Genomic DNA, 12,490 nt, shown 5'->3' with positions numbered 1-12,490 from the left:
CGTTGCGGCCCCCGACGCCACGGCGGCGGCTCTCGGGATGCTGGTGCTCAGCGGTTGTTGTGTTGATTCTTCACTCGATCGGCGTGAGCATCGGCGAGCCGGGTCGGTTCGGGTAGCTTGTATCCGGCACAGAGGGCCGCTACGAGGTCGACAGCGGTAGCCGCCGAGACGCGATGGCCGGGACTCACGTACAACGGGTTCACCCGACGGCTGTTGGGATACTGACGCGACTGGTAGGCGTACCCGATCACCGGCGGCTCCGCGCGGTTGACGTCGGCCTCGCTCACCGGCTCTACCGAGTCATCCGCACGTATCGGCGTTCGCCAGCCGGCGGGTTGTTCGTCGACCGACTCTTCGGGAGAGCCACACAACAGTCGTTTCGCGACGCCAATTGCCGGACAGCCGACGGTCACACCGACGTGCGTCGCGAGTCCGGCTTGGCGGTAGTGGATCCGTCCAGAGCCATCACAGACGAGGAAGTCGGGTGAGACGGCGAGCGACTCGAGTGCGGCGAGGATCGGCACTCCCTCGCGAAACGAGAGCAGCCCGGGCACATATGGGATCGAAAGCGGCGTCACCGCGCTCGCATACTCGATCACGCGCCCGCCGCGCAACGCGACAGCAGCAGAGACCGCGGCATCAGGCCCGTCATCGCGGTCGGTGCAGAACGCTTGGTCGACACCGACGACGACCGGATCGTCCGTGTCGCCGGCATCCGGTTCCGGTTCGGGGAGCCCGCTCGTGAGGGAGGTGGCCTCGTTGACGGCGACCGATACAGGCGCGAGGTCGTGGTCGTCGTCGAACGTCGCAGCCGCTGCCAGTTCACGCTGGAGCGCAAACATCTCGTCACGCGAGAGCTTCGGGTCCGGTCGAAACGACGGACGGGCGAGCGTCATCGCGCTGAACTCAGAGCCGCCCCCCTGGTCCGCCCGGACCCCGCGGACCGCCGGGACCGCGAACGCGTCCGCCACCCATCTGGATGCCACCGGGACCGCCCGCTCGGCGCGCGAGGTCCTCGTTTCGCGTGCCGTACGCGAGACCGATCGCGAAGCCGATCAGGTGAGCGACATGGGCGATGCCGCCGACGCCACCCGCACCCGACTGCACCACGAGCAGCGCCGAGATGATCGCGATCCCCCAGGTGAGGTACTTGAGTTTCATCGGGACGACGAAAAACAACAGCACCTCCAGGTTCGGCCGCCAGATCGTCAACACGCCCAAGAGCGCGAACGTCGCACCACTCGCGCCGAGCACGCCGACGACCCCACCGGTCGCGAGCACGAACACCACGTGTCCGAGCCCGGCGAGAATGCCCGCCGCAAGGAAGAATCCGACGAACCGCTTCGAGCCCACTGCGCGCTCGACGAGCGGCCCGAAAAAGAACAGCACGATGCTGTTACCGACGATATGGAACAGTCCCGTCGGCGAGTGTGAGAAGACCGACGTCACCCACGTCCAGACGTTCCCAAGTGCGTCAGAGCGGAGCACGAACAACATGCTGTGGAGCTCCGCTCCGCCGACGAGCAGTGCGACCCACTGCGCGACGAAGGTGAGCCACATTGCCGCGAGCAACACGTACGTCGCGTTCCCACGGAAGTACCCTAGAATCCCACCGGTCCCCCGCTCGCGGGCGACGCGGCGTTTGAGCCGGCCGACAACCCCACTATCGGTGCCGGATTCGGCCTGAACACCGTCGTCGAAGCCGCTGTCGAACACCGCGCCCGGGTCGTTCCACTCGGCGAGTCCCGGGCAGTCGTGGTTTTCCGGCAGGCGGTGGTCCGCACAGAACGTCTGCCCGCACCGTCGACACTGGTATGGGAGGTTCTCGTACGCCCCGCACTCGTCGCACGTCGCCATTACGCATACTTACGCCGGCGCCGGTAAAGCGGTTTGGCTCTCGGCGTTGCGACCCGGCACGGCCACTCACTCTCATCAGCCGACTAGGAGCGCCGCGACCGCGAGGGTCGTTGCGGGTGCGGTAACGACCGACAGCGCCTGCCATCGGGTCGATGGGACGACGAACCTGCCGGCCTCCCGTGCCGCGGTCGGGTTCACGATCACGGCGATATCGCCACCAGATAGGCTCCCTGTGTATCCCAGCGCGAGCACCAGCGGCACGGCGAGTACGCCCTCGAGCGTCCCCGTCGCTCGGACGAAGGCGGCGACGCCGAGCGATATCGGCGCGGGGGCGACCGCCACCGCCTGGACAACCCACGTCGGCGTCGTCGCGCTGATGGCGGCGTCGAATCGACCGAGCGGAACGGTCGGTCCCTCCCACCGCGGGAGGAGCTCAATCGTGGGGTTGAGCCCGGCGACGTGCGCGACGAGTGCGTGGGCCAGCTCGTGCGGGAGTACGATCGGTGCGACGAGGGCCCGGGCGACGCGACGCCGACGCGACGCCGACCGCCTCGTCATTCCAGCACGACGCGGTCGGTGAGCCAGCAGTCCTCAAACGGATCGCTGGATCCCTTCGAGACGCCGAACCGGTACGTCACAGTTCGGCCTTGCGGTCCGGTGAGTGTGACACGCTGTGTGGCTTGTGAGCCGTCCCGTTCGACGGGTCCAGTGACGGCTGTCGTGTGGTCTATCATCGGGGCGTACCGCGGCCCCTCAACCATCTCGATGAATCGGTCTAGCGGACCGGTTGCCCGGCGGTTCGCCGGCGACGCGAAGTTGTACGCCGTCTTGATCCCGGCGTTATCGACGGGCGTGTCGTTGTCCGCCAACGCTGTAAGCTGTGTCTCGACGACGGCCCCCGGTCCCTGCGACGGCTCGGGCATCGGGAGCCGCTTGACTGGATACGATGAGTCGTCCATGCGCGGGTGAGTGATTGTGACACGCACTCGGGCCACTTCAACCTGTCTCGGTACCACCACTGGCTCATCTCACCGACCTCGGTGATGCAGCCACTGTGCTGTCGGAAGCTCCCATCCGCGTGCGACCGCGACCAGCCGCGTGGCGACGGTGACGCCTGCACAGACGAGAACCGCGGTTCCGGCCGCCGCGCCGGCCGTCGCCGCCGCCCAGTAGGCGACACCACCGAGGACCGCACACGTCGCGTAGAAGTCGTCGAAGAGGATGAACGGCGAGCGGTCGAGCAACACGTCCGCGAACGCGCCGCCGCCGACCGCGTTGATCGTCGCGATGGTGACGACGCCGAACGCGGAGACGCCAGCCTTGGTCGCGACGATGGCGCCAGCCGTCGCGAAGGCTGCCAGTCCAACCGCGTCAGCGACGAGCGTGACCGGGTGGTCGTCTGGAGAGGCTAAGACGGCACTCAATCCGATCGCGAGCCCGACGCCAACGAGTGCCAGCGCGACCTCACTCGGCGAGCGTAACACTAACGGAACCCGTCCTACGAGCACGTCTCGGGTCGCCCCGCCGGCAAACGCCATGGAGAGTCCGACGACGCCGACCCCGAACAAGTCGAACTTCTCGCGGATCGCTTTTGCGGCCCCGACGAGTGCGAAAGCAACCAGCCCGATGGCGTTCATCACCGCGAATGGGTCAAGCGTCGGGACGACAGACACCGCGTGAGTCACTGCGTACACGTCGGTCCCCGATGGGTTTCAGCGCTCGGGTTCGGGTCGATCGGCCGTATCGTCTACGCTGCGAAGCTCGTCAACGAGCCGCCGCAGCGTGTCGAGTGGATACTGCCCGGGGGCCGTGGCTTCGGCAGCCACAACCGGCGCGTAGCCGATCACCGAACCGTACACCGGCGCGACGGCGCGGGTGTGTCGGCCCGGTTCACCCATACACATCGTCGCCACCCGATGGCCCGCTGTGGTCGCCTGGTCGGTCGCGCGGAGCATCGCGAGGGCGTCCCTGTGGTCCGTCGCGGTCGTCGCCAGCTTCCCCACGTCGCCGGCCGTTGCCGCAGTCGCGAGCAGGTCGACGAGCTCGTCGGCCGGCGGTGTCGCCGTGAAGTCGTGTACTGAAGCTATCACCTCGACGCTCGCCTCCCGCGCCTGCGACCGGAGTTCCTCTGCGCGCGACTGCTCTGTCGACGCGTCTGTCGCTCCGACAGCCGGGGGGGTACCGGTGAGCGCGGCGAGCTCGATGTCGACAGCGACGACGGAGGGGTGATCGACCGCCTCTGTGAGCGCGTCGTAGCGGTCTGTCCTCTCTGCCTCTCCGCCCTCCCAGGCCGCGCGATTCGTTACGATGAGCGGCAGCGAGCCTTCGTAGGCGGCCAACTGGTCCAGCGGGTCGCTCGCGAGGTCCATCCGGAACTCGACCGCGTCGGCGGCGTCGACCCGAGCTGTCGTCTCCAGCGTGTCGGTACTCGCCGCCAGCACGAACTCCTCGAACATACGCGACCGTGTCCCCGCGTCGACTTAGCTCTCGTCGTCTGGACTCGGTTGTTCGCTCGCGTCCGGTCGGGAACGAGCCGGCCGTCCGCGTTGAATCCGGAGCCAGCCGGCGGCTATAGCCAGTGATCCGCCTGCGATCAGTACAGCCGAGAGTGCGTCGAGGCCGCCGGCCAAGCCATCTGCACCGAGTGCGACGATGGCGACGCCAAGGCTCACGCTGGCGAGGCCGCGCGCCCGCTCGTGAGACACATCGACGCCGGCGAGAATGCGCTGCTCCGTATCGACGACGGCCGCAACGAGGTACGCCACCCCCGCCACGACACACCCGGCGACGGCGACGACGAGCGTCGGCCGCCCGCCACCGGTGTTCGTAGTACGGGCGAACCAGACAGCAACGGCGAGTACCGAGAGACCGGAGACGAGGTCGCGGGTGTGAACCATTTAGTGACTCACGACGAGATCGACCCGGCTCTCCCGCGTCACGCGACGAGGCCGTCCTCGGCCTCGAGCAACTCGTGGTAGCGGTTGCGAATGGTGACCTCAGAGATGTCGGCGACCGCAGAGACCGCTGCCTGCGTCGTCTTTTCGTTCGTCAACAGCGCGGCCGCGTAGACGGCGGCGGCAGCGAGGCCGACCGGCGACTTTCCGGAGTGTACGCCCTTTTCTTTCGCGTTCTTCAGGAGGCCTTTCGCTCGCATCTCCGACTCCTCTGAGAGCTCGAGGTCTGAGGCGAACCGAGGCACGTACTGTTCGGGGTCCGCTGGTTTTACCTCCAGTTTGAGCTCGCGAACGACGTATCGGTAGGTCCGAGCGATCTCCGCTTTCTCTACCCGAGAGACGTCGGCGATCTCGTCGAGGCTGCGCGGTACGCCCGCCATCCGGGCGGCGGCGTACACACACGACGTCGAGACGCCCTCGATGGAGCGGCCAGGAAGGAGGTCCTCATCGAGCGCGCGTCGGTAGATCACAGAGGCGGTCTCACGGACGTTGTCCGGCAGGCCGAGTGCGCTCGCCATGCGGTCGATCTCGCCAAGCGCCTGCTTCAGATTGCGCTCTTTGGAATCGCGCGTGCGGAAGCGTTCGTTCCACTTCCGAAGCCGCTGCATCTTCTGGCGCTGGCGTGCGCCGAGGGAGCGGCCGTACGCGTCTTTGTCCCGCCAGTCGATGTTTGTCGACAACCCCTTGTCGTGCATCGTGTTGGTCGTCGGTGCACCAACGCGGGATTTCTCGTCCTTCTCACGGGAGTCGAATGCGCGCCACTCTGGCCCGCGGTCGACGGAGTCCGCCTCGACGACGAGTCCGCAGTCTTCACACACGGTTTCGCCGTGTTCTTCGTCGGTGACGACGCGCCCCTCACACTCTGGACACCGCAGCGTTTCGTCTGTTCGGTCCGATTCTTCTTCGGTCTCTCCGCGGGCGCGACTCCCCCGGGTATGTAGTCGTTCGGTCATGGCTATCTGTCTCCCCGTAATCGAAAACGCACGGGAACAGTCTTACCAAGTAAACGGCAGAACGTAACTTAAAAGACCCGAAACGGTTCCCGGCGCGGTCGGCGGATATCACGATCCCTCACGCCGGCCGCGCGGACTCGGTCGATCGGGGCTGGTCGTCGTCGTTGACGCCCGCTGCGAACCGAACGCTTTCCAGGACTCGTGTTCAACGTTTACATCATGACTGCCACCCGCTCGGACCCACCCCGCGTGGTCTCGTTGGCCCCGAGTGCGACCGCGACGCTCGCCGCGCTCGGTGCGGCCGAGTGTCTTGTCGGCGTCACCCACCACTGTGACCCGCCCGTGACCGCCGGATCCGCACACGACACCTCGCCGGTCGCCGTCGGTGGCTGGACGACGCCCGCACTCGACCGCGTCGAGGCGCTCTCTCCGGACGTCGTATTCACGAGCGATGGCCTCCAAGCCGAGGTGGCGGCCACGTGTCGCGAGCGCGAGATCCCAGTCTCTCACCGGGAGCCGGCCACGCTCGACGACGTTCTCACGGGGTTCCACGCCCGGGCCGAGGCAATCGACCGGCCGGCTGTCGGTGAGCGACTCGTCTCGGCCGCCCGCGCACGCCTCGACCACGTCGCCGCAGCTGCCGCCGACCAGCCGCGTCCCGTCGTCTACTGTGAGGAGTGGTCTGATCCGCCGATGGCAGCGGGCAACTGGGTCCCCGATGCGGTCGCTGCAGCCGGTGGCACCTACCCGTTCGTCGAGGCCGGCGCGCGGTCCCGCGAGGTCGACCCGGATGAGGTCGCGGCCGCCGACCCCGACCACGTCGTCGTCCACGTCTGCGGGCACGGCGAGCGGGTTGACCCGACGACCGTTGCCGACCGCGACTGGATCGACGCCCCGGTCCACGTGATCGACGACTCGTTATTGAACCAGCCCAGCCCCGTGCTCGTCGCCGGCATTGAGCGGCTCGCCGGGCTGTTTGGCGTCGTCGATCCCGATTCGGTCCCTGCGACTCCGCCGACGGCGGCCGACGCCCTGGCATCGCCCGATACGGCGGTGACAACACCTGATACGACCACGACCACGACATCGATCGATGCGACCACGACACCGACTGACTCGACGGGGCCGTCGTGATCCCGGCAGCGCTCTGTGATCGTCACATTGGCGTCGGGAGCGGCAATCCGGTGAAGCGTCGAGCGACCATCCGGGCGCTCGACTGGCTCGCGACCGACACCGAGACCGAGGCGGCCGCCGATGGGATTGACGGCGAGTCGGCTGGGGACCTCGACACCAATGGCCAAGCACCGGTCGTCGAGTCCGTCCCGGTCCCCTCTGGAGTGAGCGACCAGCCAACGGGCCACGCTGAGACCGCGACGGGCGCCGTGAACCGCGCCGCAGCAGTCCTCGAAGCTGGACCGTACGACCTTGGCGTCGGTCTCGAGGGCGGGGTCGCCACCTACGACGAAATTGAGGGTCAGTACGTGGTGATGTGGGCGGCCGTCGACGATGGAGCCCGCGTCGGCCGTGCCGCAGGACCGAGCATCGAGCTCCCCGCTGCTGTCGCTTCGCGCCTCGACGATGGCTCTGAGCTCGGAGACGTGATGGACGACGTCCTCGACACGACCGACGTCGCGAGACGTGGCGGCGCCGCGGCAGCCCTGACCGACGGTGCCGTCGACCGGGCCGACGCGCTCGCCGTCGCCGTCGCAGGTGCGCTCGGCCGCTTCGTCTCGCCGCGGTACTGAACACGCGACGGATTCGCGATCTGTACCCAAATCATACGCTTGCGGTAGGCTTCACCCCCTCGGACACGGCCAAAACCGCAAGGTGTGAGCGGGTTAACCGATCGTACCAACCGGCTTTTGACGGATCCGTCCGTTCTGATTCGTATGAGCACGGCACACACGGAGCCCGCGGCGGTCGACCACGTCCGACTCTCGGCAAAGCAAGCCCGAATCCTCGAGTACCTTCGCGCTCACGCCGACGACCAGACCTACTTCAAATCCAGACTCATCGCCGACGACCTCGACCTCTCAGCAAAAGAAGTCGGCGCGAACATGCGCGCGGTCGTTGAGGCCGCAGACGAGTTCGACGTGGAAAAGTGGGGGTACTCCTCGGGAACGACGTGGATGGTTACCAGTTGAACCTGGACTGCGGCCGTCGACGACCTGCCGCGGCGAGCCGGCGAGCCGACGGCGAAACGTTGTACCCGCCAGTCACGGGTCGTGCGTGATGATGGAGGCCGCATTGTCAGCGAGCGCGACCGTCTCGTCGCCAAAGGAGTCCGCGTATCGCACCAACAGCGTGAGCGTCATCTCCGGGTGCACCAGCTCGTACCCGTCGGTGCGGTCGAGCACTCCAGCCTCGGCTAAGGTGCCTGCGGCCGCACTTATTGTCGATCGCGTGACACCAAGTCTATCGGAGAGGGCCGCGCCGGTTGCCGTGGGGTCGCGTAAGAGCGCGATCACCACGCGCCGTGGAGTCGTTCGACGCAATACCCCGAGTATCCGTCGCTCGCGGTCGGAGAATTGACCGGCTGGCACGTAGCGCCGGTAGTCAGCCTTTTTGTGTGACTCGATGATCCCGCCTCGCTCGAGTCGACGCAGGTGGTGTTGCGTCTCGCCGGTCCCAAGGTGGAGGTCGTCGCGCAGCTTAGAAAAGTGAACGCCTGGCGTGGCGGCGACGTACCCGCGGATCGCTTCTCGGGTCTCGTTGGGCACGTCGTCCCCCTCAGCAGCCGCCACACTCGTCGTACTGACGAGTGGCGTCGCAGCACCCACGGCGGCGAACTGTCGAAGCGTTCGCCGTTTTTGTTCGTCGACCTCGTCCGTCACAGCCTTTGCTACTTCAGGACAGATAAAAAGGGCTTCGCCGGGTTCATCGGCATGAAAAGATCGGTTCTGACCAGCTCGCACCCCGGACATCGGCTGCTTCCGCTGACGTCGACGGTTCTCTCGTCTACTCTTCTTCGGCCCGCTCGACTTCGCCCTCTGGCACCTCTTCGTCCATCTCTTGAATGACCTCATCAGCCGAGCGGATGTTCGCCCCTGACCCGGTTTTTATCGCCTCCGCCTCCTGTTCGAGCTCTTCGACGTCCATCTCCGCCGCCTCGTCGATCTGGCCAAGAATCTCGTCGATGTCGTCGAGCCCGAGCATGGCGCGGGTATCGTCGTCGAACTCGAGGCCCTCGAGCCCCTCCATCTGTTGGGCGTCCGACCCAGAGAGTCCCTTCCCGTAGCGACCCACGAGGCTGGTGAGCTCTTGTGGCACGACGAACGTAGTCGAGTCGCCCTGGCCAATCTCGGCGAGCGTCTCCATCCCCCGCTCGATGATTGCCCGCTCACCCATCGACTCGGCCGAGCGTGCGCGCAACACCGTCGAGATGGCGTCTCCTTGTGCTTCGAGGATCTGGCTTTGTTTTTCACCCTGTGCGCGGATGATGTTGGATTGTTTGTCACCTTCCGCTTGTTCGACCGCCGAGCGTCGTTCACCCTGCGCCTCAAGAATCATCGCGCGACGGCGTCGCTCTGCGGACGTCTGTTGTTCCATCGCCTGTTGAACGTCTTTCGAGGGATTCACTTCACGCACCTCGACGCTCTCGACGCGGATCCCCCACTCGTCGGTCGGCTCGTCAAGCTCGCGTCGGATCTTCGCGTTGATCTCCTGGCGTTTGTTGAGCGTGTCGTCGAGCTCCATGTCGCCGAGGACGGCCCGAAGCGTCGTCTGTGCGAGGTTCGAGACGGCTTTCTTGTAGTCGTCGACCTCTAAGAACGCCTTCTTTGCGTCCATCACCTTGATGTAAACGACCGCATCGGCAGTCACCGGCGAGTTGTCCCGGGTTATCGCCTCCTGCCGCGGCACGTCGAGCGTCTGTGTCCGCATGTCGAACGCGTACGTCCGTGAGACGAACGGCGGGATGAAGCTGATTCCCGGTTCGAGCAGCTTTCGGAACTCACCGAAGACGGTGAGCGCCTCCTTATCGTACGCGTCGACGATTGCGACGGACTGCCATATCGTGACGACCGCGAGGAGGAGCACGAGGAGCCCGACACCGGCCAGTCCGAACCCGGCCTGCAGGAGAAACGATAGCATACACCTGTTTGGGCTATCAGCGGCTTAATTGTTCGCCTGCGGACCGCTCGAATTGACCTCCTCCCGCGCCTGAAGACGCGAGTATGCGCTCGTACTATGTACCACTACGTGTCACTCGTCGCCGGCCGCAACGTGTGCCGCGACGTTGTCGAGCGTCGTTCGTAGCTGCCGCGCGTTGAACCGCCGGAGCACCGGCGCGCCGGCGGTCGTCAGCAGCGACTCGGGCAGCTGGTAGACCGCCTCGTACCCGAGCACGGTCTGGTCGTCGACCGCCTCGAAGGTGAGGTCGATCGTCCCCGTGAGCCGCCCGCGAAGCTCGAAGTACATCCGTGCATCCGGCTCGTGGACCGTTTGGATGATCTCGCCGTCGACGCCGATCCCCGTCATTCGGTAGGTGTACGTCAGTCGCTTCCCGCCGTTGTCGAGCCGTTCGACGTCCCTGACGTCGGTGAGTCCGGGTGTCACTGCCGCGTGGTTGTGCGGGTCGTCGAGGAAGGCGAACACCATCTCGACGTCGGCCGCAATCTGACGGGTGTCCGCCGCGGTTATCGGTCGGCTCACGGGTCAACGTACGCCTCGACGAGTTTGCGTTCGGCCGCCCTAAGGTGTTGGTGGAACGTTTGGCGGGTGATGCCCATCTGTGAGGCGATCTCGTCGCCGTCGACCGGTCGTGGCCACTCGAAGTAGCCGTTCAACGCCGCGGTCTTGAGCGCCGACCGCTGTCTGTCGGTGAGTCGGCCGTCGACCGCAGCGGCGAACTCGGTGAGGCTGCGATCGCGGTTCTCGCGCTCGACACGCGAGTGCAGCGTGACGCCGTCGTACTCGCTGCGGAACACGTCGAGGATCGACCGGACGTTCTGTTCTGGGGGCACCTCAACTGTCAGGCTGGCCGTGCTCGACTCCGCGGTTGCCGCGTCGACGACGCCGCCGTGTTCGGCGAGTCGGGCGAACGGCGGCGACTCGGTCGTTGTTACCGCGAACGTAACGTCATCATCTGTCTCCGAGACGACGCGGAGCGATGCCACGAACGGCAGCCGCTCGACCGGATCGCGGTCGAAGTGGGTTACGTGGGTCGTGAAGTAAAGCTCACAGCCCTCGTCATCGAGCCGCGTGGTCCCCAAGTGGGTTATCTGTCCGCCGATCGCGTCGGCGATCTGCGAGAAGGTGAACTCCTCGTCGGCGATGTCGACACAGAGTTCGATCACGCGGTCGGTGGTCAACATGCGGGTCGTCTCCAGTGAGTGGAGCCCGTTCGCGATCATCTTCCCGAGCGACTCACACACCTTCTGCTCGCGTCGGTCGAGTGCGTCAGCTTCGCTGCTGTAGATGCCAAGCAGGCCGTACCGGTGGTGGCCGTACGTGATCGGAACGACGAGAAGCTTTCTGGCATCGATGATATCAGGTGCCAGCGAGCGATCGGCCGCCTTACCTGGCGCACAGCCGTGAACCTCGTCTGTCTCTTCGGCCTGCTCGACCGCCGCCGGCACCGACTCCAAGTCGAATGACTCCTCACCGTCGACGCCGACACCGCTCGAGGCGGTGATCTCGAGCCGACCGGTGCTTTTCGATACCTCGCCGATCCATCCCCCGGCGTACCCCGGCTCCTCGGCGATCTTCTCACAGATGCGTCGCGAGGCCGTCTCGCCGTCTTCGCCCTCGACGAGGATGCGACTGATCTCGTTGAGGAGGCCGTTTACGCGTCCGAGCACGCGGTCGAGTGCCTCCCGCTCGGCGGCGATCTGCTCAGCGCGTTCTTCGGCGAGCTGTTCGGCCATCTTCCGGTCGGTCACGTCGTTTTGGAAGCCGACGTAGTGGACCAGCTCGTCGCCGTCGTACACGGGAGCAATCGTGAGCTCGTTCCAGAACGGAGTCCCGTCTTGCCGGTAGTTTCGGACCTCGACGGTGACGGGCTTCTCCTCGCCGATCGCCTCACCGAGCCGATCGACCGTCGCGGGGTCGGTCTCTGGCCCCTGTAGGAACCGCGGATTTCGGCCGAGCACCTCCTCGCGCTCGTAGCCGGTGTGTCGCTCCCAGGCACCGTTGACGTACACGAGTGGGTAGTCCGGAAGGTCCGGGTCACAGAGGCTAATCCCGATTGGCGACTCGCTTATCGCGCGCTCGATCTCTGCATGAGTTGGCTTGTGACCGCTCACGTCCTGTTGTGGCTGTGCGATCCCAGCGCGGGCGCTCACGGTGACTGCCTCGTTCGCGAGCTGGTCGGCGGTTCCCGCGCCGTCGCGCCGGATGACCCGATCCGCGCCGCGATCGTACGCGGCCGCCGAGACGCCCGCTTCGTCGGCTACCAGTACAGTCGGAAGGTCGACACGTGACTCCGCGAGGGCATCAAGCAGCGCGAGGCCGTCGTCTCCCGGGAGGTCGTGGGCGGCGACGAGGCAGTCGAACGCGCCGGAGACGGCTTTTGCCACGCCGGTCGTAGCTGTGTGGGTGGCCGTTACATCGAATCCCTCGGTTTCGAGCGCCGATACGATCCGATCGATCCCGTCCGCAGCGTGGACGACCAGCACCCGCAAATCCGACATTACTCCCGCTTTGGGCCGGGGTACATTAACGATTGGCAGTTCTTTCACAGAGTCGTCACGCGCCGGCCCCGCATCGCCGCCCGACGGCGAGGCC

General features: G+C 66.2%; 15 protein-coding genes. 3 read left to right on the top strand and 12 right to left on the bottom strand.

Translation table 11 applies throughout. The annotated features are described in order from the left end of the window. Positions 1 to 47: 47 nt before the first annotated feature. The 8 genes from ACWUI7_RS11710 to ACWUI7_RS11675 form a co-directional block, all read right to left on the bottom strand. Positions 48 to 896, bottom strand: coding sequence for an endonuclease V (locus ACWUI7_RS11710; protein WP_496642398.1), 849 nt, complete (start codon positions 894 to 896; stop codon positions 48 to 50). Between the two features lie 10 nt (positions 897 to 906). Beyond that, complete coding sequence (locus ACWUI7_RS11705) at positions 907 to 1,857, bottom strand: rhomboid family intramembrane serine protease (protein WP_496642397.1); 951 nt, start codon at positions 1,855 to 1,857, stop codon at positions 907 to 909. Positions 1,858 to 1,932: 75 nt separating this feature from the next. After that, positions 1,933 to 2,415, bottom strand: coding sequence for a metalloprotease family protein (locus ACWUI7_RS11700; RefSeq protein WP_496642396.1), 483 nt, complete (start codon positions 2,413 to 2,415; stop codon positions 1,933 to 1,935). Continuing rightward, positions 2,412 to 2,816, bottom strand: coding sequence for a DUF4864 domain-containing protein (locus ACWUI7_RS11695; RefSeq protein ID WP_496642395.1), 405 nt, complete (start codon positions 2,814 to 2,816; stop codon positions 2,412 to 2,414). The genes ACWUI7_RS11700 and ACWUI7_RS11695 overlap by 4 nt, the downstream gene beginning before the upstream one ends. Before the next feature lie 69 nt (positions 2,817 to 2,885). Beyond that, the gene (locus tag ACWUI7_RS11690) at positions 2,886 to 3,494 is read right to left on the bottom strand and encodes a trimeric intracellular cation channel family protein (protein WP_496642446.1); all 609 of its coding nucleotides are present in this window, start codon (positions 3,492 to 3,494) and stop codon (positions 2,886 to 2,888) included. A 75-nt stretch (positions 3,495 to 3,569) separates the two neighbouring features. Then, positions 3,570 to 4,313 (bottom strand): type I 3-dehydroquinate dehydratase, encoded by a 744-nt coding sequence (locus ACWUI7_RS11685; protein WP_496642394.1) that lies wholly within the window; start codon positions 4,311 to 4,313, stop codon positions 3,570 to 3,572. Positions 4,314 to 4,337: 24 nt separating this feature from the next. After that, entirely contained in the window at positions 4,338 to 4,754 is a 417-nt protein-coding gene (locus ACWUI7_RS11680) for a DUF7994 family protein (RefSeq protein WP_496642393.1), read from the bottom strand. 38 nt (positions 4,755 to 4,792) lie between these two features. Then, entirely contained in the window at positions 4,793 to 5,764 is a 972-nt protein-coding gene (locus ACWUI7_RS11675) for a transcription initiation factor IIB (protein ID WP_435160542.1), read from the bottom strand. 219 nt (positions 5,765 to 5,983) lie between these two features. Here ACWUI7_RS11675 and ACWUI7_RS11670 point away from each other — a divergent pair, with 219 nt between their 5' ends. The 3 genes from ACWUI7_RS11670 (at position 5,984) to ACWUI7_RS11660 (ending at position 7,908) form a co-directional block, all read left to right on the top strand. Beyond that, positions 5,984 to 6,898, top strand: a complete 915-nt coding sequence (locus ACWUI7_RS11670) for a helical backbone metal receptor (RefSeq protein WP_496642392.1) — start codon at positions 5,984 to 5,986, stop codon at positions 6,896 to 6,898. Further along, entirely contained in the window at positions 6,895 to 7,509 is a 615-nt protein-coding gene (locus tag ACWUI7_RS11665) for a DUF84 family protein (RefSeq protein WP_496642391.1), read from the top strand. The genes ACWUI7_RS11670 and ACWUI7_RS11665 overlap by 4 nt, the downstream gene beginning before the upstream one ends. 144 nt (positions 7,510 to 7,653) lie before the next feature. Continuing rightward, positions 7,654 to 7,908, top strand: a complete 255-nt coding sequence (locus ACWUI7_RS11660; RefSeq protein ID WP_496642390.1) for a DUF7123 family protein — start codon at positions 7,654 to 7,656, stop codon at positions 7,906 to 7,908. 72 nt (positions 7,909 to 7,980) lie between these two features. Here the strand turns inward: ACWUI7_RS11660 and ACWUI7_RS11655 are convergent, their stop codons facing one another. The 4 genes from ACWUI7_RS11655 to ACWUI7_RS11640 form a co-directional block, all read right to left on the bottom strand. After that, complete coding sequence (locus tag ACWUI7_RS11655; protein ID WP_496642389.1) at positions 7,981 to 8,598, bottom strand: winged helix-turn-helix transcriptional regulator; 618 nt, start codon at positions 8,596 to 8,598, stop codon at positions 7,981 to 7,983. Positions 8,599 to 8,722: 124 nt separating this feature from the next. Then, positions 8,723 to 9,856, bottom strand: coding sequence for an SPFH domain-containing protein (locus tag ACWUI7_RS11650; protein WP_496642388.1), 1,134 nt, complete (start codon positions 9,854 to 9,856; stop codon positions 8,723 to 8,725). 111 nt (positions 9,857 to 9,967) lie between these two features. Next, on the bottom strand, positions 9,968 to 10,417 hold the full coding sequence (locus tag ACWUI7_RS11645) for an SRPBCC family protein (RefSeq protein ID WP_496642387.1): 450 nt from the start codon (positions 10,415 to 10,417) through the stop codon (positions 9,968 to 9,970). Then, the gene (locus tag ACWUI7_RS11640) at positions 10,414 to 12,396 is read right to left on the bottom strand and encodes a bacterio-opsin activator domain-containing protein (RefSeq protein ID WP_496642386.1); all 1,983 of its coding nucleotides are present in this window, start codon (positions 12,394 to 12,396) and stop codon (positions 10,414 to 10,416) included. The genes ACWUI7_RS11645 and ACWUI7_RS11640 overlap by 4 nt, the downstream gene beginning before the upstream one ends. Between the last annotated feature and the right edge of the window lie 94 nt (positions 12,397 to 12,490).

It is taken from the genome of Halorubrum orientale, from assembly GCF_059623105.1.
The sequence above is the reverse complement of the archived record's forward strand: the minus strand, read 5'-3'. Positions and strand labels throughout refer to the sequence as shown.